We start from the raw sequence: 19,809 nt of genomic DNA, 5'->3' as shown, positions 1-19,809 counted from the left end.
GCCGTGACCGTGCACCCCGAGAACCTGCCGACCGAACTGGGCGGCCTGCGCGGTCGTGGCGTGCTCGTCGCGGGCGCCCGCGTCTCCGGTCTCGCGCTGGTGGCGCCGTTGCGTGACCTCGGCGCCGTGGTCACCCTCACCGACGGCAACCAGGCCTCCCTCGACGACGCGGCGGCCGAACTCGCGGTCGACACCCTGACGCCCGAGGCGGCGGCCGCCGGGATCGAGCGGTTCGCGCTGGTCGTCACCAGTCCCGGCTGGCGGCCGGACTCGCCGGTGCTCGCCGCGGCGGCTGCCGCCGGGGTGCCGATCTGGGGGGACGTCGAGTTCGCCTGGCGGCTCGACCGCGCCGAGGTGTACGGCCCGGCGCGGCAGTGGCTGGTGGTGACCGGAACGAACGGCAAGACCACCACCACCTCGATGCTCGAGTCGATCCTGCGGGCCGGCGGGGTCCCCGCGGTGGCGTGCGGCAACATCGGCCTGCCGATCACCGACGCCCTGCGCGCGGACCCGCGCAACGACGCACTCGCCGTGGAGCTGTCCTCGTTCCAGCTGCACTGGGCGCCGTCGGTGCGCCCGGCGGCGGGCGTGGTGCTCAACATCGCCGAGGACCACCTGGACTGGCACGGTGGCATGGCCGGCTACGTCGACGCGAAGGCAGGCGCGCTCACCGGCGACGTCGCCGTCCTCGGTCTCGACGACCCGGTCGCGGCCGGCCTGGTCACCCGCTCGACCGCGGGACACACGGTCGGCTTCCGGCTCGGTGCCCCGGCGGCGGGCGAGCTCGGCGTCGAGGACGGACGCCTGGTCGACCGCGCCTTCGCCGACGCGGCGACCCTCGCGCTGACGTCGGAGATCACCCCGCCCGGACCCGCCGGACTGATGGACGCACTCGCCGCGGCCGCGTTGGCCCGCTCGATCGGCGTCCCGGCGGCGGCCGTGGGCGACGGACTGCGCAGCTACAAGGTGGGCCCGCACCGGGCCGAGCGGGTCGCCGAGCTGGACGGCGTCACCTACGTCGACGACTCCAAGGCGACCAACCCGCACGCGGCCCGGTCCTCGCTGCTCGCGCACCCTCGGGTGGTGTGGGTGGCGGGAGGCCTGCTCAAGGGAGCCCGCGTCGACGAACTGGTCGCCGAGGTCGCCGACCGGCTCGCAGGCGCGGTGCTGCTCGGCCGGGACGCGGACCAGATCGCCGAGGCGCTGCGGCGACACGCGCCCGAGGTCCGCGTGGTCCTGGTGCCGACGGGAGACGATGGCACGGTGAGCTCCGATCCGAGCCGGGAACCGGACCCCGACGCAGTGATGGCCGAGGCCGTCACGGTGGCCGCCGCCCTGGCGACGCCGGGGGACACGGTGCTGCTGGCGCCGGCCGCCGCCTCCCTCGACATGTTCACCGACTACGGGCACCGCGGTCGCGCCTTCGCGGAGGCCGTGCACCGCCTCGGCGGGTCGGGCACGCAGCGATGAGTGCGCCCGCGGGTCCGCGTGCCCGGTCCGGATCCGGGTCGAAGAAGGTGTCCGCGGGTCCGCGCACCCGGGTCGGTGCCTGGCTGGCCCGACCCATGGCCTCCTTCCACCTGATCGTCACCATCGCCACCCTGCTCACCGTGCTCGGCCTGGTGATGGTGCTCTCGGCGTCGAGCGTCGAGGCGTACGCGGACACCGGCTCGGCCTACGGCATGTTCACCACGCAGCTGATCTTCGCGGTGCTCGGCGTGGTGCTGTTCTACGTGGCGCTGTGCACGCCGGTGCGGCTGATGCGCAAGCTCGCCCTGCCCGCCTTCGTGGTGTCGGTCGTGATGCTGGCGCTGGTCCTCGTCCCCGGCATCGGCAAGGAGTCCGGCGGCGCCCGGCGCTGGTTCGAACTCGGTGGGTTGTCCTTCCAGCCGTCGGAGCTCGCCAAGGTCACGCTGGTGGTGTGGGGGGCGTCCGTGCTGGCCACCCGTCGTCCGGGTGCGCCGCTCAAGGAACTGCTGATTCCGCTGGTCCCGGGCGCTCTCCTGGCGTCGGTCCTGGTCATCCTCCAGCCGAACTACTCGACGACGGTCACGTTCGTGATCGTGGTCGGCGCCCTCCTGTGGTTCGCCGGGTTGCCGCTCCGGATCTTCGGGGTCGCGGTGGCGGGCGTCGCGGTCGCCGGGGTGGTCCTGGCGCTGTCCGCCGACTACCGGGCCGCCCGCATCTTCGGCTTCCTCAACCCCGGCGACGACCCGCAGGGCGCCAACTACCAGAGCCGTCAGGCGAAGTTCTCGCTCGCCGACGGCGGCCTGTTCGGTCGTGGTCTCGGTCAGTCCCGCGCCAAGTGGAGCTACCTGCCGAACGCGCACAACGACTTCATCTTCGCGATCATCGGCGAGGAACTCGGCTTCATCGGTTGTGTCGCGGTGCTCGGGCTCTTCGCCCTGTTCGTGTTCACGGGCCTGCGGATCGCGATGCGTTCGGTCGACCCGTTCCTGCGGTTGCTGACCGCGGCGGCGACCACCTGGATCCTGGCCCAGGCGATGATCAACATCGGTTACGTGATCGGCCTGCTCCCGGTCACCGGGCAGCAGCTGCCACTGGTCTCGGCGGGCGGCACCTCGACGGCGATCACACTGCTGATGTTCGGCATCCTCGCCAATGCCGCGAGGCACGAGCCGGAGGCGGTGGCCGCGCTGCACTCCGGGCCCGACGGCCGCTTCGCCCGGCTGTTGCGGCTGCCCAAGCCCGAGCACTACTCGGCCGCGCGTGCGGAGGCGGCGCGCAAGGCCGCACAGGCCAAGGCCAAGGCCAAGGCGGCGCAGGCGAAGGCCGTGCAGGCGCAGCAGAAGGCCGCGCAGGCCAAGGCGGTCGCCAAGCGTCGCGCGCTGGCCGCCGGGCCGCCGCCGGGCGAACGTCGGCGGCCGGCTCCGGGCCAGCAACCGCCGGTCCGGCGGCGCACCGACCCCCGCGCAGCGGCCGACCCGCGGCGGTCGGATCCGCGGCGCGACCAGGCACTATCATCAGACGAGCGGCTGCGTCGATCGAGCGGCCGAACAGGAGAGCGAGGATTTCGTAGGTGAGCGGCACTTCAGAGGAACATCCCGTCGCGTCGCCCACTTCGGCCGGCCAGTCCGGCCCGTCCGTCGTCGTTGCCGGCGGCGGCACCGCCGGACACATCGAACCCGCGTTGGCCGTGGCCGACGCGCTGCGCCGGCTCGACCCCACCGTCACGGTGACCGCGCTGGGCACCGAGCGGGGCCTCGAGACCACGCTGGTACCCGAGCGTGGCTACCCGCTCGCACTGATCCCGCCGGTGCCGTTGCCGCGCAAGCCCACGATGGACCTGCTGCGGCTGCCCGGCCGGGTCCGGAACTCGGTCCGGCGCACCCGCGAGGTGCTCGACACCACGCAGGCCGACGTGATCGTCGGGTTCGGCGGCTACGTCGCGTTGCCCGCCTACCTCGCCGCGGGCCGCGGCCTGCTGCGCCGGCGCCGCGCGGTGCCGGTGGTGGTGCACGAGGCCAACGCCAGCGCCGGTATCGCGAACAAGATCGGCGCCCGGGTCGCCGCCCGGGTGCTGGCCGCCGTGCCCGGATCGGGCGTCGCCGCCCGCGGCCGACACGACGCGGAGGTGCTCGGCATCCCGGTCCGCGCCTCGATCACCGGGCTGGACCGCGCCGCACTGCGCGCCGAGGCCCGGGCCCACTTCGGGTTGCCCGCCGAGGGACCGGTGCTGCTGGTGTTCGGCGGCTCGCAGGGCGCGCGCTCGCTCAACGAGGCGGTCTCCGGCGCGGCCGCCGCGCTGGCCGAGGCCGGTGTCTCGGTGCTGCACGCGCACGGCCCCAAGAACACCCTCGACGTGGCGCAGGTGAACCCGGCGACGCCGTACGTGGCGGTGCCGTACCTGTCCCGGATGGACCTGGCCTACGCCGCCGCCGACGCCGCGATCTGCCGGTCCGGCGCGATGACGGTCGCCGAGGTCTCCGCCGTCGGGCTGCCGGCGGTGTACGTGCCGTTGCCGCATGGAAACGGCGAACAGGAACTCAATGCCAAGCCGCTGGTCGCGGCGGGTGGCGGCGTCATCGTCGCCGACGCCGAGCTCACCGCGCAGTACGTGGCCGAGACGGTGGTCCCGCTGCTGCGGGACCCCGACCGGCTGGCGGCGATGGGCGCGGCGGCGGCCGGTGCCGGGCACCGCGACGCCGCCGACGCGGTGGCACGGATCGTGCTCGACCTGGTGAAGGGCGCGAAGCCATGATGGTCGCGGTTTTGTCGAAGGACTCGGCTCTGTTGGAAGGACGAGACATGTCGGAGGTCAGACGATGACCGATCAGCGTGGCTCGGAGCTGCCCGCGCACCTGCAGCGCGTGCACATGGTCGGGATCGGCGGCGCCGGCATGTCGGGGATCGCGCGGATCCTGCTGGCCCGGGGCGGGGAGGTGTCCGGGTCGGACGCCAAGGAGAGCCGCACGGTGCTCGCGCTGCGGGCCCGCGGCGCCCAGGTCCGGATCGGGCACGACGCCAGCGCACTAGACCTGCTGCCCGGCGGCCCGACCGTGGTGGTCACCACGCACGCCGCGATCCCGAAGGACAACCCCGAACTGGTCGCCGCGGCGGCCCGCGGCGTCCCGGTGATCCTGCGGCCGGCGGTGCTGGCCTCGCTGATGCACGGGCACCGCACCCTGTTGGTCGCGGGCACCCACGGCAAGACGTCCACCACCTCGATGCTGGTGGTCGCGTTGCAGCACTGCGGCCTGGACCCGTCGTTCGCGGTCGGCGGCGAGCTGAACGAGGCGGGCACCAACGCGCACCACGGTTCCGGTGACGTCTTCGTCGCGGAGGCGGACGAGAGCGACGGGTCGCTGCTGCAGTACGACCCGAACGTCGTGATCGTCACCAATGTGGAGGCGGACCACCTCGACTACTTCGGCACCACCGAGGCGTACGAGCAGGTCTTCGACGACTTCGCCGACCGGATCGAGCCCGGCGGCCTGCTCGTGGCGTGCCTGGACGACCCCGGGTCGGCGGCGCTGGCCGAGCGGGTGGTCGCGCGTGGCCTGCCGGTGCGGGTGCTCGGCTACGGCACCGGCGAGCAGGAAACGGCTGGTGACGTGCCACTCGGCGCCCGGATGCTCAGCTGGGAGGCCCGCGACGTGGGCGGGCTCGCGGAGGTCCAGCTCTCGGGCGAGAGCGGCACCCGCACCCTCCGGCTGGCGGTCCCCGGACGGCACATGGCGCTGAACGCGCTGGGTGCGATCCTGGCCGCGCGGGAGGTCGGCGCCCCGGTCGACGAGATCTTCGAGGGCCTCGGCGGCTTCGGCGGTGTCCACCGCCGGTTCCAGCACACGGGCCGGGAGAACGGCGTCCGGGTGTTCGACGACTACGCCCACCACCCGACGGAGGTGCGCGCCGTGCTCGGCGCCGCCGCCGAACTGGTCCGGCCCGGCGGCGAGCCGGCCCGCGGTCGGGTGATCGTGGTGTTCCAGCCGCACCTGTACTCGCGCACCGTGGCGTTCGCCGAGGAGTTCGGCGCCGCCCTCGACCTCGCCGACGAGGTGGTCGTCCTCGACGTCTACGGCGCCCGCGAGGAGCCGCTGCCCGGGGTGTCCGGCGCGCTCGTCGCCCAGTTCGTGACCCGGCCCGTGCACTACCAGCCGGACCTGTCGGCGGCGCCGCGGCAGGTCGCCGGGCTGGCCCGCGCCGGCGACGTCGTGATCACCATGGGCGCCGGTGACGTGACGATGCTCGGCAAGGAGATCCTCAGCGCGCTCGCCGCGTCGCCCACCCGCTCCCGCCTGCCCGACGCCGGACAGCCGCGGGACGGGTCGTGACCGGCGGCGCGGCCGCCCGGACCGGGAGCAGGACGCGCCCGCCCCGGGAGCGTCGCACCACCCGCACCCCGCGTCCGGCCCCGCGGCGGGTCGCGCGGGTGCGCAACCGCAAGCCGCTGCTCCTGGCGGCGCTGGGTGTGGTCGTCCTGGTTGCGCTCGGCGCGGTGGCCTGGTTCACCCCGCTGCTCTCGGCGCGCACCATCGAGGTCGTCGGGAACGTCGGGGTGCCGGCCGAGGAAGTCCTTGCGGCCCTTGCGGTTCCGGGCGGCACGCCGCTCCTGCAGGTGGACACCGGCGGCGCGGCGAACCGGGTTGCGGGGATCGCCAAGGTAGACCAGGCCCGGGTCGAACGGGTCTACCCCTCGACCGTGCGGGTGACGGTCGTCGAACGGACGCCCGCCGTGTTCTACGACGCGCCGGAGGGGACCCGCCTGATGGACGGGGGCGGCGTCTCCTACTCGATCGAACCCGCACCGCCCGGGGTGCCGCGGCTGAAGGTCTCCACGCCCGGGCACGACGACCCCGCGACCCTGGACGCGTTGACCGCCCTGAACTCGATGCCGGCGCCGCTGCGCGGGCAGGTGACGGAGATTTCGGCGGCGACGCTGTCCGACATCCGGGTGACGCTGGCCGACGGCCGACAGTTGTTGTGGGGGAGCGCAAATGCCTCCGAACACAAGGCCGCGATCGCGTTGCCGCTGCTCGGCCAGCCCGGGCAGCTGTACGACGTGTCCAGCCCCGACCTGCCGACGATCAGGTAGCCGGTGGGCGTGACCTGTGCACAAATCGCCGCGCTGTTCGGCGCGCCTGCTGGCACATTGTCCTCGCCGTGCATACCGTCACGCACTAGTCAGCAACTTGACATAACACTAAGCCTATGGTTGAGGTTGAGGGTTTTTCCCGCAACACGACGCCACCGGTGGCACCAGCTTGACCGTTAACACCGGCAACACCAGTAACGTCAACGTCAGTAACGTCAGCACCACAAGTACACGTCAGCATCGCCAGGCATCCCGAGCGCGATTCACACACACGGAAGGCGAAAGCCAATGACGCCCCCGCACAACTACCTCGCCGTTATCAAGGTCGTCGGCATCGGCGGCGGCGGTGTCAACGCGGTCAACCGCATGATCGAACAGGGACTCAAGGGAGTCGAGTTCATCGCGGTCAACACCGACGCACAGGCGCTGCTCATGAGTGACGCCGACGTCAAGCTCGACGTCGGCCGGGAACTGACCCGCGGCCTCGGGGCCGGCGCGGATCCTGAGGTCGGCCGCAAGGCCGCCGAGGACCACAAGGACGAGATCGAGGAGGTCCTCAAGGGGGCCGACATGGTCTTCGTCACCGCGGGCGAGGGTGGTGGCACCGGCACCGGTGGCGCACCCGTCGTCGCGAGCATCGCCCGCAAGCTCGGCGCGCTCACCGTCGGCGTGGTCACCCGCCCGTTCTCCTTCGAGGGCAAGCGCCGCGGCGGCCAGGCCGACAGCGGCATCCAGTCGCTGCGTGAGTCCTGCGACACCCTCATCGTGATCCCCAACGACCGGCTGCTGCAGCTGGGCGACGCCGCCGTCAGCCTGATGGACGCGTTCCGCTCGGCCGACGAGGTGCTGCTCAACGGCGTCCAGGGCATCACCGACCTGATCACCACCCCGGGCCTGATCAACGTGGACTTCGCGGACGTCAAGGGCGTGATGTCCGGAGCGGGCAGCGCGCTGATGGGCATCGGCTCCTCGCGCGGTGAGGGACGCGCCATCAAGGCCGCCGAGTCGGCGATCAACTCGCCGCTGCTCGAGGCCTCGATGGAGGGTGCGCGCGGCGTGCTGCTGTCGATCGCCGGCGGCTCGGACCTCGGTCTGTTCGAGATCAACGAGGCCGCCTCGCTGGTCCAGGAGGCGGCGCACATCGACGCGAACATCATCTTCGGCACCGTCATCGACGACTCGCTGGGCGACGAGGTCCGGGTCACGGTCATCGCGGCGGGCTTCGACGGCGGCACCCCGGTGCGGCGTCCGGCCGAGCAGGTCGCGGCGGTCGGACGCGGAGCCATCGGCGTCGGCCGGGCCGGCGAGATCGGCCGCTCGGCGGCCGCCCCCGTCGAGGAGCCGGTCAGCCCCCCGCCCGCGCGGGAGACCGCCGAGCCTCGCGAGCAGCCCAAGGAGGCCCGCGAGATGGGCGGGTTCCGGGATCTCGGCGGATCCGCTCTCCCGCCGATCCCGGTCAGCGCGAACCGGGCCCCCGCTCCCGTGGTCGACGAAGACGACGGCGACGTCGACGTGCCGGACTTCATGCGTCGGTGAGTGCCGCGGTACGGGTTCGCCGGGTGGTCACCTCGCGAACCGGGGGCGTCTCGGTTGCCCCTTACGACTCGTTCAACCTTGGCGACCACGTCGGTGACGACCCGGCCGCGGTCGACGCCAACCGGCGTCGGCTCGCGGCCGGGATCGGCCTGCCCTTCGAGCGTCTGGTGTGGATGGAACAGATCCACAGCCGTAACGTCACCGTGGTCGACGGCCCGGTCGACGGGGTGGTGGAGGCGACCGACGCGCTGGTCACGGACGTGCCCAACCTGGCGTTGGTGACGCTCAGCGCGGACTGTGTCCCTGTGCTGCTCTCCGACGACGAGGCGGGTGTGATCGCCGCCGTGCACGCAGGCCGGGTCGGGGCGCGGATCGGCATCGTGTCCCGGGTGCTCGACGCGATGGTCGCCAAGGGCGCCGCCGTCGAGCGCATCGGCGCGTTTCTCGGACCCGCGGCCAGCGGTCGGCAGTACGAGGTGCCCGCCGCCATGCGCGCGGACGTCGAGCGGCATCTTCCCGGCAGCGCCAGCAAGACCGTCAGGGGCACGCCCGGACTGGACCTGCGGGCCGGCCTGCGTCGGCAGTTGCTTGCCGCCGGGGTGTCGGGCGTGGCGGAGGACCCCCGCTGCACCATCGAGGACCGCGCGCTCTTCAGCCACCGCCGGGAGGGCCGCACGGGCCGGCTGGCCGGGGTGATCTGGATGGAGTCGACGAGGGGTGCCTGAGATCGATCCGGCGCGGCGGGCGTCGCAGGTCGCGTCGGCGCTGGCCGAGGTGCGGGCCCGGCTCGACCGGGCCTGCGACGACGCCGGCCGCGACCGCGCCGACGTGCAGTTGCTGCCGGTGACCAAGTTCTTCCCCGCGTCCGACGCGGCGATCCTGTACGGACTGGGCTGCCGGGAGTTCGGCGAGTCCCGCGAGCAGGAGGCCACGGCCAAGGTCGCGGAGCTAGCCGACCTGCTGGCGTCCGCCGGTACCGGCGAGGGCGCCGATGCGGTTCGCTGGCACATGATCGGCAGCCTGCAGCGAAACAAGGCCCGGGCGGTCGCCCGGTGGGCCCACGCGATCCACTCGGTGGACAGCGTCCGGCTCGTCGACGCGCTGTCGCGGGCCGCCTCGGCCGCACTGGCCGAGGGGGAGCGTCCGGAGCCGCTGCGCGTGCTGCTGCAGGTGAGCCTGGACGGGGACCCGGCACGTGGCGGCGTGCGGGGGCACGAGCTGACGGAACTGGCCGCGCGGACCGAGGATGCCGACGGCCTGGAGCTGGCCGGACTGATGGCGGTGCCGCCCCTGGGTGCCGACCCGGAGCGGGCGTTCGAGGCGCTGGCCGGCGTGCACCGGGACCTGCTGCGGGAGCACCCCCGGGCCACCGCGCTGTCGGCGGGGATGACCGGCGACCTCGAAGCGGCGGTCCGGTACGGTTCCACCTGCGTGCGTGTCGGAACCGCCCTGTTGGGTTCGCGCCCGATAACCTCGTATTGATCGGCGTCCGGCCCGATTGTCCACCACGCCAAAGGAAGGTCGATTGATGAGCACTCTGCACAAGTTCAAGGCTTACTTCGGCATGGTCCCACTCGACGACTACGAGGACGACTACCTCGAGGAGCCGCGGCGTTCGGCTCGCGCAGACCGTTACGAGGACGGCGTCGAGCGTGGCTACGACGACGGCTACGACGCACGCGAGGACCTGGACCCGGTCGACCGTCAGCCCGCACCACGCCGGATGGAGCCCCTGCCCACTCGCACCACCCCCCGGCCCGGCGTCGGCGTGGGTGCCCGTACCACCACCACTCGCGGCTCGCTGGCCGTCGACGCGCGGACCGAGGCCCGCATCGACGCCCGCCGCGCACCAATCTTCGACGAGGGCGGACCACTGTCCAAGATCACCACGCTGCGTCCCCGTGACTACGGGGAGGCGCGCATCATCGGCGAACGCTTCCGCGACGGGACTCCCGTCATCATGGACCTGGTGGAGATGAGCAACGCGGACGCCAAGCGTCTCGTCGACTTCGCGGCCGGACTGGCGTTCGCGCTGCGCGGTTCGTTCGACAAGGTCGCCACAAAGGTGTTCCTGCTCTCACCTGCGGACATCGACGTGTCGGCGGAGGAGCGCCGGCGGATCGCCGAAAACGGCTTCTACAACCAGAAGTAGCTGATTTTGCCGGGGAGTAGTAGGGCGACGCTGCCGAACCTCGTTTTGATTGGTTCGGTCGCGTCAGGCAAAGTGATGGAGTGCCCTTGTTCGCGGTGATCTACTTCCTGCTGTTCGTTTTCTGGCTGCTACTGATCGGACGCATCGTCGTCGAGTTCATCCGGACATTCGCCCGAGATTGGCGACCCACCGGCATTGTGGTGGTCATTCTCGAGGCCATATTTACAGTCACAGATCCTCCGATCCGGCTGCTTCGGCGGCTTATTCCGACGGTTAACCTCGGCGGAGTTCGGTTGGATCTTTCAATCATGGTCTTGCTATTCATCGTGTTCATCCTGATGCAGGTCGTTCAAGGGCTTGCAGCATGATGAGCACGGCTTGGGGACTAGCGCAGTCGACGGGTCCGGTGTGACAGAATGGACCAGTCTTGCAGTGTGAATGTTACATCGAGCACCGTATGCGCTATAACTGAATGCTTGCTAGACCGCCAACAGACGCGTGAAGGGATCCTTCCATGCCGCTGACACCAGCTGATGTGCACAACGTCGCGTTCAGCAAGCCTCCGATCGGAAAGCGGGGCTACAACGAGGACGAGGTAGATGCCTTCCTCGACCTTGTCGAGCAGGAGCTCTCGCGCCTGATCGAGGAGAACGCCGACTTGCGCCAGCGCGTCGGTGAGCTCGACCAGGAGCTCGCGGACGCCAAGAAGGCCCCGCGTCCGGCAGGCGCTGCTCCCGCGGCCCCCGAGCCGGCCCGGATCGTCGAGCCGCCCAAGCCGGTGCCCGCTCCCGTCGTCGCGGCCCCGGTCGCCCCGGCCGCACCCCCCGCGCGCGCCGGCAACACCGAAGAGGCGAACCTGCAGGCCGCGAAGATCCTGGGCCTGGCACAGGAGATGGCCGACCGCCTCACCGGCGACGCGAAGACCGAGTCCGAGCAGCTGCTCACCAACGCTCGCACCAACTCCGAGCAGCTGGTCGGCGACGCGCGGACCCGTTCCGAGGCGATGATCACCGACGCCCGGCAGAAGTCCGAGGCGCTGCTCGCCGACGCCCAGACCCGCTCCGAGACGCAGCTGCGTCAGGCCAAGGAGAAGGCCGACGCCCTGCAGGCGGACGCCGAGAAGAAGCACACCGAGATCATGGCCACCATCAACCAGCAGCGCAGCGTGCTGGAGGGCCGGATCGAGCAGCTCAAGACCTTCGAGCGCGAGTACCGGGTGCGGCTCAAGTCCTACCTGGAGTCGCAGCTGCAGGAGCTCGAGCAGCGCGGTTCGGCGGTCCCGGTCGACGGTGGCCAGGAGGCCTTCGGCGGCGCCAAGGGAAGCAACTGATCGGCACCGGCTAGCGCTCGGTCCGGCCCAGTCCCTAGGGGTGTGTGGTGCTTGTACTGACGCTCGTGATGGCCGCGGTGGGGTTCCTCCTGCTGGTGGTCTCGCTACTGACCGGATCCGTCGTGTGGGCCTGGGGATGCATCGTGGTCTGCGTCGCCGGCGCGGTGTTGCTGCTTGTGAGCTCGCTCCGCAGCAACTCCGCGCCGCGCGCAGGCGGCGGCACCCACCGCTCGCTGCCGACGGAGCGATTTGACGAGCCCGACTAGAATCGGGCCACAGCAGTACGGCGACGATCCGGCCATCACCGGGGAGCCTTCGGAAGAACGGCGCCAGCGGCGGCATGCCCCCGCGAACGCCCAGTAGAACCGAACGGGTGGGCCCGTCACAGCCCGGTACGAGAGGTCCGGACGGCCACGGCCGTCCCGGGCAAGCGGGGTGGTACCGCGGCCGCGGCGCAGAGGCGTCGTCGGTCGTCCCCGTGCCAGCACGGGCACGAGGGAGTACTGAGTTGACTGACGCCACTTATCCGCTGGTGGACCTCGGCGGTGGCAAGGCCACTGCCGGCGTCCGGTTCCCGGACCTCGAGCAGCGGGTCCTCGCCGAGTGGGAGGCCGACGACACCTTCCGCGCATCCGTGGCGAACCGCGCCGACGCGCCGGAGTTCGTCTTCTACGACGGCCCGCCCTTCGCCAACGGCCTGCCGCACTACGGCCACCTGCTCACCGGGTACGTCAAGGACCTGGTCCCGCGCTTCCAGACCATGCGCGGCAAGCGCGTCGAGCGCCGGTTCGGCTGGGACTGCCACGGCCTGCCCGCCGAGCTCGAGGCGGAGAAGCAGCTCGGCATCAAGGACAAGTCCGAGATCGAGACGATGGGCCTGGCCGAGTTCAACGCCGCCTGCAAGTCCTCGGTGCTCCGCTACACCGACGAGTGGCGCGACTACGTCACCCGGCAGGCGCGCTGGGTCGACTTCGACAACGACTACAAGACCCTCGACCTGGACTTCATGGAGTCGGTCATGTGGGCGTTCAAGGAACTCCACGACAAGGGCCTGATCTACCAGGGCTTCCGGGTGCTGCCGTACAGCTGGTACGAGCAGACCCCGCTGTCGAACCAGGAGACCAAGCTCGACGACGCGTACAAGATGCGTCAGGACCCGGCGGTCACGGTCGACATGGTGATCACGGCGCCGGAGCGGAGCCTGCGGAGCGACCAGAAGGACCTTTCGCCCCTCGACGGTGCGAACGCCCTGATCTGGACCACGACGCCGTGGACGCTCCCGTCCAACCTCGCGATCGCGGTGCACCCCGACGTCGACTACGTGCACGTCGCCGGTGCCGACGGCAAGACCTACCTGCTCGCCGCAGCCCGCGTCGGCCACTACTCGCGCGAACTCGGCGAGGCGCCCGAGGTGCTCGGCGAGTACAAGGGTTCGGAGCTGGTCGGTCTCGACTACGCGCCGCCGTTCGACTTCTTCCACGGCCCCGGCAAGGGCCACGAGAACGCGCACCGGGTGCTCTCCGCCGACTACGTCACCACCGAGTCGGGCACCGGGATCGTCCACCTCGCACCGGCTTTCGGTGAGGAGGACATGGACGTCGCCGCGGCGAACGGCATCGAGATCGTGCAGCCGCTCGACGCGGGCGGCAAGTTCACCTCGATGGTGCCGCCGTACGAGGGCCTGCAGGTCTTCGACGCGAACCCGGTGATCATCAAGGACCTCAAGGCCGCGGGAAAGCTGCTGCGGCACGAGACGATCGAGCACTCCTACCCGCACTCGTGGCGGTCGGGCCAGCCCCTGATCTACATGGCGGTGCCGTCCTGGTTCGTCGCCGTGACCAAGTTCCGTGACCGGATGGTCGAGCTGAACCAGGAGATCACCTGGGTGCCCGAGCACATCCGCGACGGCCAGTTCGGCAAGTGGCTCGAGGGTGCCCGCGACTGGAACATCAGCCGGAACCGCTACTGGGGCAGCCCGATTCCCGTCTGGGTGTCGGACGATCCGGCGTACCCGCGGACGGACGTGTACGGCTCGCTCGACCAGCTGGAGGCGGACTTCGGCGTGCGGCCGACCGACCTGCACCGGCCGGTGATCGACGACCTGGTCCGCCCGAACCCGGACGACCCGACCGGCAGGTCGATGATGCGCCGCGTCCCGGAGGTGCTGGACTGCTGGTTCGAGTCCGGCTCCATGCCGTACGCGCAGGTGCACTACCCGTTCGAGAACAAGGACTGGTTCGACGGCGGCAACGGTCAGGAAGGTCACAACCCCGGCGACTTCATCGTCGAGTACAACGGCCAGACCCGTGGCTGGTTCTACACGCTGCACGTGCTGGCGACCGCGCTCTTCGACCGTCCGGCGTTCAAGACCGTTGCGGCACACGGCATCGTGCTCGGCGACGACGGCCTCAAGATGAGCAAGTCCAAGGGCAACTACCCGGACGTCAACGAGGTGTTCGACCGCGACGGCTCCGACGCCATGCGGTGGTTCCTGATGTCCTCGCCCATCCTGCGCGGCGGCAACCTGGTCGTCACCGAGCAGGGCATCCGCGAGGGCTCCCGGCAGGCACTGATGCCGCTGTGGAACGCGTGGAGCTTCCTGCAGCTGTACGCGGGCAAGCCCGGACAGTGGCGCACCGATTCGCCGAACGTGCTCGACAAGTACATCCTGGCGAAGCTGTCCGCCACCCGTGACGCGATCACCGACGCGCTCGAGGTCAACGACATCGCGGGTGCCTGCGACGAGCTGCGGACCTTCTGCGACGCGCTGACCAACTGGTACGTGCGCCGTTCCCGGTCGCGGTTCTGGGACGAGGACCGCGACGCCATCGACACCCTGCACACCGTGCTCGAGGTCGTGACCCGCCTCGCGGCCCCGCTGTTGCCGTTGGTGACCGAGGTGATCTGGCGCGGGCTCACCGGGGGACGTTCGGTGCACCTCACGGACTGGCCCGAGGCCACCGACCTGCCGTCCGATCCCGAGCTGGTCGAGGCGATGGACGAGGTCCGTTCGGTCTGCTCGACGGTGCTCGGCCTGCGCAAGGCGCAGAACCTGCGGGTGCGGTTGCCGCTGCCCGAGGTGACCGTCGCGGCGGCGGACGCGGAGCGGCTGCGTCCGTTCCTCGGCATCATCGCCGACGAGGTCAACGTCAAGAAGGTCGACCTGACCGAGGACGTGGACGTCCACGGCAAGTTCGAGCTCGTCGTCAACGCGCGGGCGGCGGGCCCGCGTCTCGGCAAGGACGTGCAGACGGTGATCAAGGCGGTCAAGGCGGGGGACTGGTCCGAGGTCGACGGCGTGGTCACCGCGGCGGGCATCGCGCTGCTCCCGTCCGAGTACACGCAGCGCCTGGTCGCCGCCGAGCCCGAGTCCACCGCGGCCCTGCCGGAGAACGCGGGCCTGGTGGTCCTCGACTCCGCGGTCACCGAGGAGCTCGAGGCCGAGGGCTGGGCGAAGGACCGGATCCGCGAACTGCAGGACGCCCGCCGCGCGGCCGGCCTGGAGATCTCGGACCGGATCGTCGTCACGCTGCAGGTGCCCGAGGACCGGCTGGACTGGGCCGCTCGGCACCGCGACCTCATCGCGGGCGAGGTGCTGGCGACCACGCTCGAGCTCGGCGAGGTCAGCGGCCCCGACGCGGTCGACCTGGGCGAGGGTGTCCGGGTCGTCATCGCCAAGGCGTGAGGTGTGCCGGTGCCCCTTTGTCGGGGCACCGGCGTAGCTTGCAACGCATGAGCACCAGCAAGGAGACGGTCGCGTACGTCCTGGGGCAGCTCGAGCCTCTGGACGTGCGCGCCCGCGCGATGTTCGGCGAGTACGGGCTGTACTGCGACGAGAAGATGGTCGCGCTGATCTGCAACGACACCGTCTTCGTGAAGCCGACGGCGGTCTCGGGTGACTACCTCGACGCGTCGGCGCTCGCACCGCCGTACCCGGGCGCGAAGGACCATCTCGCGATTCCCGGGGACCGGCTCGAGGACACCGACTGGCTGCACGCGTTCGTCCAGCGCACCGCGGACGTCCTGCCCCAGCCGAAGAAGAAGCCGAAGAAGCCGACATCGCGATGAGGCCCACACCACTGTGACCAGACCGCCCACGTCCCGACGGTGGGTGCTGCACCTCGACATGGACGCGTTCTTCGCGTCCGTCGAACAGCTGACCCGTCCCACCCTGCGCGGTCGGCCCGTGCTCGTCGGCGGGGCGGGCGGGCGCGGGGTGGTCGCGGGCGCCAGCTACGAGGCACGCGCCTTCGGCGCCCGGTCCGCGATGCCGATGCACCAGGCCCGGCGGCTGGTCGGGGCGGGCGCGGTGGTGCTGCCGCCACGCGGGCGGCTGTACTCGACGATGAGCACGGCGGTGTTCGACGCGCTGCGGACCCGGATGCCGGTTCTCGAGATGCTCTCGCTGGACGAGGCGTTCGGGGAGCCGCCGGAACTCGCCGACGCCGACGCCGACGAGGTCCGCGAGTTCGCCGAGCGACTACGCGCCCTGATACTCGACCGCACCGGCCTGGTCGCCTCGATCGGCGCCGGGGCCGGCAAGCAGATCGCGAAGATCGCCTCGGGTCTGGCCAAGCCGGACGGCGTCCGGGTGGTCACCCCGGACGAGCAGGGGCCGCTGTTCGAGGCGCTGCCGGTGCGGAAGCTGTGGGGGATCGGGCCGGTGGCGGACGACAAGCTGCGCCGGCTCGGCATCGACACCATCGGCGCGCTGGCCGCCACCTCCGAGACGGAGGTGGTCTCGGTCCTCGGGGCGACGGTCGGCCCGAGCCTGCACCGGCTGGCCCGCGGCATCGACGACCGCCCGGTGGCCGAGCGTGCCGACGCCAAGCAGGTCAGCGCGGAGACGACCTTCGCGGTGGACCTGGTGACCCTGGACCAGCTGCGGGCCGCGGTGGAACAGACCGGTGCCAGCGCACACGGCCGGCTGCTGCGCGACGGCCGGGCCGCCCGGACCGTGGTGCTCAAGCTGAAGAAGTCGGACATGTCGATCGTGACCCGGTCGGCGACCCTGCCGTACGCGACCGCGGACCGGGAGACCCTGGTCGCGACCGCGCAGCGACAGGTGATCGACCCGCGGGAGATCGGCCCGGTGCGCCTGGTCGGGGTGTCGCTCGGCGGGCTGTCCGCGGTGCGTCAGGGCTCGCTGTTCCCGGACCTGGACCGCGGTGAGGCGCCCGCGGCCGAATCGGACGAGACGGACATTGTGAGACTCGACACAACCGTGCCGACGGTGCCGGGACCGGCGCCGGCGCCGGTAGCGTCGACGTCGACTTCGACGTGGCGTCCGGGCCAGGACGTGGCCCACAGCGAGTTCGGTCACGGCTGGGTGCAGGGTTGCGGCCATGGGGTTGTCACGGTCCGGTTCGAGACTCGCTCGACCGGTCCTGGGCAGGCGCGGACGTTCGCGGAGGCGGACGAGGCGCTCGCCCCGGCGGACCCGGAGGCCAGCCTGCTGTGAGGCCGTCGTTTAGGAACCCCTTATTTTGTTCCTGTTAACTATCGTGACAGGTGAAGTGTTCAACTGATGAAAAGGACAAGCAATTGATGCTCCGCAAGACCCTCGTTGCCGGTGTCGCCGTCGCGGCCGCACTCACCCTGGGCGCGTGCAGCTCTGACGGTGGAGACACCCCCAAGACGTCGACCAAGGCCGCGGCCACCACCACCACCGCGGTCGACGATGCCTTCCCGCCGGCGCCCACCGCCGCCGAGCTGAACGCCATGCTGGTCAAGGGCCTCGACCCGGCCACCCCGGAGGCCGTGAAGGTCACCCTCGTGCAGGACGGCGAGTCCGATCCCGGACTGTTCGGCCAGGTCGCCGCGGCCGCGACCGCCGCGAACGCCAAGGTCACCGTCGTGGACCCGATCCTCGACAACGGCGATGGCACCCTGACCGCGACCGTCAACATGGACATCGGAGGCCAGGTCAACCCGGGCACCGCCGGCTTCGTGGTCGAGAACGGCCAGTGGAAGCTGTCCAAGGAGTACGCCTGCAACATCGTCAAGCTCGCGAGCCTGACCTCGCCTGCCTGCGTCTGACGCCGGCGCCAGTAGCGACAACCGAATGCCGGCACCCCGCACGGGGTGCCGGCATTCGGCCGTCCGGAGGGTCCCCCGTAGTCGCCGCGGCGGACCCGACGACTGCCAGGTCGCCCGCGAGCTGGCCGAGGCCGAGCTGACGCAGCTCGCCGACAAGATCGCCGACCTGCAGCGGATGCAGCAATCGATCACCGAGCTCGTCATCACCTGCGAGCTGCCCCGAGCCCGGTTCGGCGCCGAGCGTGTCGTGCCGCCTGTACCGGGCACCCGGCGGCGGCATCGACGGTGCCCCGTCCGTCGCCGCGCTGCGTGCCGCCCTGCACCTCGCCCCGGCCGGAACCTCGACCGAGCTGTCCGCGGAGCCGGTGGACTGCTGCGCGCCTGTGACGGGAGACGGGTCCCCGATCGCAGCGTTGGGCGCGCGGCGCGGCCGTCCGGGGCTCTAGACCCCGGCGCGCAGCCGGTTGACCGCGGCCGCGGCCAGCCCCGCCAGTACCTCGGGCTCGACCGGCTGCTGACCGGTGGCGGCCACCTGCACCACCGTGGGGCCGACCACGGCGACCACCACGTCCGAGATCATCGTGAAGCCCTCGCTGGTGGTGACCAGCCGGACCGCGGTGGACGCGTCGCCCACGGAAGGCTGCTCGAGCCCGCCGAGCCGGTACTGCACGGCGATGCCGTCGGCGTCGGTGCCGCGGTACTCGGCGCAGGAGGCCAGCGTCGACTGCAGGTGGGCGAAGGCCTGGGCGGCGCCGTCGCCCGCGTAGCTGGCGGCGTCGGTGTCGATGCTCGCGAAGTCGGGTCCGCTGAACCGCGACGCGGCCCGAGTCGTCGCGCCCGGTGACTGGTCCGCCACCTCGCGCAGCACCCCGGCGCAGACCTGCGGATCGGTGCTCGACCGGTCCGTTTCCGATCCGGCGGCAGTGTCTTCGGGCAGCGGGGGCAGGCCGAGGTCCCGCACCGGGTCCGGCAGGACGGCGAAACCGGCCGGTAGCTGGCCGGTGGTCAGCAGCGCCGCCTGCAGCCTGGCCTCGTCGGTGATCGGCGCCGCTCCGGGGTTCGGGGGTGCGGCGACGGGCGCGGGCAGCGGCGCCAGCGACGCCTCAGCGCCAGATGCCGCGCCACCCGGGGAGGTGCCGCAGCCGGTCAGCAGTACCGCCGCCGCCGACAGTGCCGCGACGAGGACGGGTCCGCGCGGCGTCACGGCGCCGACCACGTGACCGTGCTGGTGGTGCTCTGCCGGAGCCGTGTGCTGCTGTTCGGGTCGCTGTAGGTCTGCTCGCCTCCGACGGTCACGGTGCCGTCGACCGGCAGCGGGACGCCGAGGTCGAGCACGAGGGTGCCGGTGCCCGCCATCGAATAGGTGTCGACATTGAGGGCGCCGGCCTCCCCGGGCAGGTCCCACACCGTCGAGTTCGGGGTCTGGTTGACCGAGAGGTCCACGGTCAGCCGGTCGCCGACCCGTTCGCGGAGGGTGGCCGTGGTGGTCTGGTTCAGTGCGATGCCGCTCATCACCTGCTGCTGCATGGTCCACACCGCGCCGACGCCGATCTCCGCGTCCGGGAAGGCCACCGTGCGGTACACGGCCTGGTAGAAGGCCTGTTCGATCGCGGAGCGGGCGATGTCCCGCGAGTCCGGTGCGGGGGTGAGCCGGAGGGCGGTGATCGCTCCCGACGGCTGCATGGTCAGTCCGGCCTTCGAACCCTCGCTGGCGCGCAGTGCGTCCTCGAGCCGGGGGTCCGGGGCGGTCATCTCGCCGAGCGTCAGGTCCACCGAGAAGGCCGGGTCGGTCTGGCCACCCGGCACCCGTGCGGTCAGGTCGGTGGTGACCGCAGGGGTGGAGAAGTCCTGCTGCGGCTGCGCGTCGATCTGTTGGTACACAGTCGAACTGGTCACCAGCCGGGCGTGCTGGTCGGCGTCGGGGCGCGGGTGGAACGTCACCTTCTGCCGCGGCTCCGCGCCCGCGTCGAGCACCGACGTCGTGATCGCGGAGACCGGCACGGTGGTCTCCTTGGTGGTGGACTGGGCGATGACCGCGGGTGCCGGGTCCTCGCCACTTCCACACGCGGAGACGAAGGCCACCACGGTGAGGGTCGCGGCGACCAGGGCAGTGCGGACCGCCACGACGGGGGAGGGGCTGGACCGAATACAGAACACAGGCACCCGACCAGGTTAGCGACGGCGGGTGGGATGCGG

19 protein-coding genes are annotated in these 19,809 nt (G+C 71.5%); 17 read left to right on the top strand and 2 right to left on the bottom strand.

All coding sequences use genetic code 11. The features are described from left to right. Positions 1 to 24: 24 nt before the first annotated feature. The 17 genes from murD (at position 25) to RT2_RS26140 (ending at position 18,059) form a co-directional block, all read left to right on the top strand. Positions 25 to 1,470 carry a UDP-N-acetylmuramoyl-L-alanine--D-glutamate ligase gene (gene murD / locus RT2_RS18515; RefSeq protein ID WP_072846304.1) on the top strand — a complete coding sequence of 482 codons (1,446 nt, stop codon included), beginning with the start codon at positions 25 to 27 and terminating at the stop codon, positions 1,468 to 1,470. Positions 1,471 to 1,565: 95 nt separating this feature from the next. Then, positions 1,566 to 3,044: a putative lipid II flippase FtsW gene (gene ftsW / locus RT2_RS18510; RefSeq protein WP_371851186.1), complete on the top strand. Its 1,479-nt coding sequence runs from the start codon at positions 1,566 to 1,568 to the stop codon at positions 3,042 to 3,044. Further along, positions 3,041 to 4,222, top strand: a complete 1,182-nt coding sequence (murG, locus tag RT2_RS18505; RefSeq protein ID WP_072846266.1) for an undecaprenyldiphospho-muramoylpentapeptide beta-N-acetylglucosaminyltransferase — start codon at positions 3,041 to 3,043, stop codon at positions 4,220 to 4,222. The genes ftsW and murG overlap by 4 nt, the downstream gene beginning before the upstream one ends. Positions 4,223 to 4,286: 64 nt before the next feature. Then, positions 4,287 to 5,795 (top strand): UDP-N-acetylmuramate--L-alanine ligase, encoded by a 1,509-nt coding sequence (murC, locus tag RT2_RS18500; protein WP_072846265.1) that lies wholly within the window; start codon positions 4,287 to 4,289, stop codon positions 5,793 to 5,795. After that, entirely contained in the window at positions 5,792 to 6,556 is a 765-nt protein-coding gene (locus tag RT2_RS18495; protein WP_307718220.1) for a cell division protein FtsQ/DivIB, read from the top strand. Before murC ends, RT2_RS18495 begins: the two co-directional genes overlap by 4 nt. 288 nt (positions 6,557 to 6,844) lie before the next feature. Further along, positions 6,845 to 8,092 carry a cell division protein FtsZ gene (gene ftsZ / locus RT2_RS18490; RefSeq protein ID WP_072846264.1) on the top strand — a complete coding sequence of 416 codons (1,248 nt, stop codon included), beginning with the start codon at positions 6,845 to 6,847 and terminating at the stop codon, positions 8,090 to 8,092. Next, positions 8,089 to 8,817: a peptidoglycan editing factor PgeF gene (gene pgeF, locus RT2_RS18485; RefSeq protein ID WP_072846263.1), complete on the top strand. Its 729-nt coding sequence runs from the start codon at positions 8,089 to 8,091 to the stop codon at positions 8,815 to 8,817. The genes ftsZ and pgeF overlap by 4 nt, the downstream gene beginning before the upstream one ends. Position 8,818: 1 nt before the next feature. Further along, positions 8,819 to 9,574 carry a YggS family pyridoxal phosphate-dependent enzyme gene (locus RT2_RS18480; RefSeq protein WP_072846302.1) on the top strand — a complete coding sequence of 252 codons (756 nt, stop codon included), beginning with the start codon at positions 8,819 to 8,821 and terminating at the stop codon, positions 9,572 to 9,574. Positions 9,575 to 9,620: 46 nt separating this feature from the next. Continuing rightward, complete coding sequence (locus RT2_RS18475; RefSeq protein WP_072846262.1) at positions 9,621 to 10,244, top strand: cell division protein SepF; 624 nt, start codon at positions 9,621 to 9,623, stop codon at positions 10,242 to 10,244. Positions 10,245 to 10,324: 80 nt separating this feature from the next. Further along, entirely contained in the window at positions 10,325 to 10,612 is a 288-nt protein-coding gene (locus RT2_RS18470) for a YggT family protein (protein ID WP_072846261.1), read from the top strand. A 146-nt stretch (positions 10,613 to 10,758) separates the two neighbouring features. Next, positions 10,759 to 11,574 carry a DivIVA-like cell division protein Wag31 gene (wag31, locus tag RT2_RS18465; RefSeq protein ID WP_072846260.1) on the top strand — a complete coding sequence of 272 codons (816 nt, stop codon included), beginning with the start codon at positions 10,759 to 10,761 and terminating at the stop codon, positions 11,572 to 11,574. A 47-nt stretch (positions 11,575 to 11,621) separates the two neighbouring features. Next, positions 11,622 to 11,840 carry a hypothetical protein gene (locus RT2_RS18460; RefSeq protein ID WP_072846301.1) on the top strand — a complete coding sequence of 73 codons (219 nt, stop codon included), beginning with the start codon at positions 11,622 to 11,624 and terminating at the stop codon, positions 11,838 to 11,840. A 242-nt stretch (positions 11,841 to 12,082) separates the two neighbouring features. Further along, complete coding sequence (ileS, locus tag RT2_RS18455) at positions 12,083 to 15,259, top strand: isoleucine--tRNA ligase (RefSeq protein WP_092776362.1); 3,177 nt, start codon at positions 12,083 to 12,085, stop codon at positions 15,257 to 15,259. A 47-nt stretch (positions 15,260 to 15,306) separates the two neighbouring features. Next, on the top strand, positions 15,307 to 15,642 hold the full coding sequence (locus tag RT2_RS18450) for a TfoX/Sxy family protein (RefSeq protein WP_072846258.1): 336 nt from the start codon (positions 15,307 to 15,309) through the stop codon (positions 15,640 to 15,642). A gap of 58 nt (positions 15,643 to 15,700) precedes the next feature. After that, entirely contained in the window at positions 15,701 to 17,035 is a 1,335-nt protein-coding gene (locus RT2_RS18445; protein WP_443096390.1) for a DNA polymerase IV, read from the top strand. Positions 17,036 to 17,118: 83 nt separating this feature from the next. Beyond that, positions 17,119 to 17,613 carry a WKL family lipoprotein gene (locus RT2_RS18440; protein WP_174556730.1) on the top strand — a complete coding sequence of 165 codons (495 nt, stop codon included), beginning with the start codon at positions 17,119 to 17,121 and terminating at the stop codon, positions 17,611 to 17,613. Between the two features lie 242 nt (positions 17,614 to 17,855). Continuing rightward, positions 17,856 to 18,059 carry a hypothetical protein gene (locus tag RT2_RS26140; RefSeq protein WP_072846255.1) on the top strand — a complete coding sequence of 68 codons (204 nt, stop codon included), beginning with the start codon at positions 17,856 to 17,858 and terminating at the stop codon, positions 18,057 to 18,059. Here RT2_RS26140 and RT2_RS18425 read toward each other — a convergent pair. Together RT2_RS18425 and RT2_RS18420 are read right to left on the bottom strand one after the other, a co-directional pair. Continuing rightward, the gene (locus RT2_RS18425; protein WP_245709493.1) at positions 18,056 to 18,817 is read right to left on the bottom strand and encodes a sensor domain-containing protein; all 762 of its coding nucleotides are present in this window, start codon (positions 18,815 to 18,817) and stop codon (positions 18,056 to 18,058) included. The genes RT2_RS26140 and RT2_RS18425 overlap by 4 nt on opposite strands. Beyond that, on the bottom strand, positions 18,814 to 19,737 hold the full coding sequence (locus tag RT2_RS18420; protein ID WP_072846253.1) for a hypothetical protein: 924 nt from the start codon (positions 19,735 to 19,737) through the stop codon (positions 18,814 to 18,816). The genes RT2_RS18425 and RT2_RS18420 overlap by 4 nt, the downstream gene beginning before the upstream one ends. Between the last annotated feature and the right edge of the window lie 72 nt (positions 19,738 to 19,809).

Source organism: Rhodococcus tukisamuensis NBRC 100609 (assembly GCF_001894985.1).
In the GTDB taxonomy this organism is placed as follows: Bacteria; Actinomycetota; Actinomycetes; order Mycobacteriales; family Mycobacteriaceae; genus Rhodococcus_G; species Rhodococcus_G tukisamuensis.
Note: the sequence above shows the minus strand (reverse complement) of the source record. Positions and strands in the feature narration are given on the sequence as shown.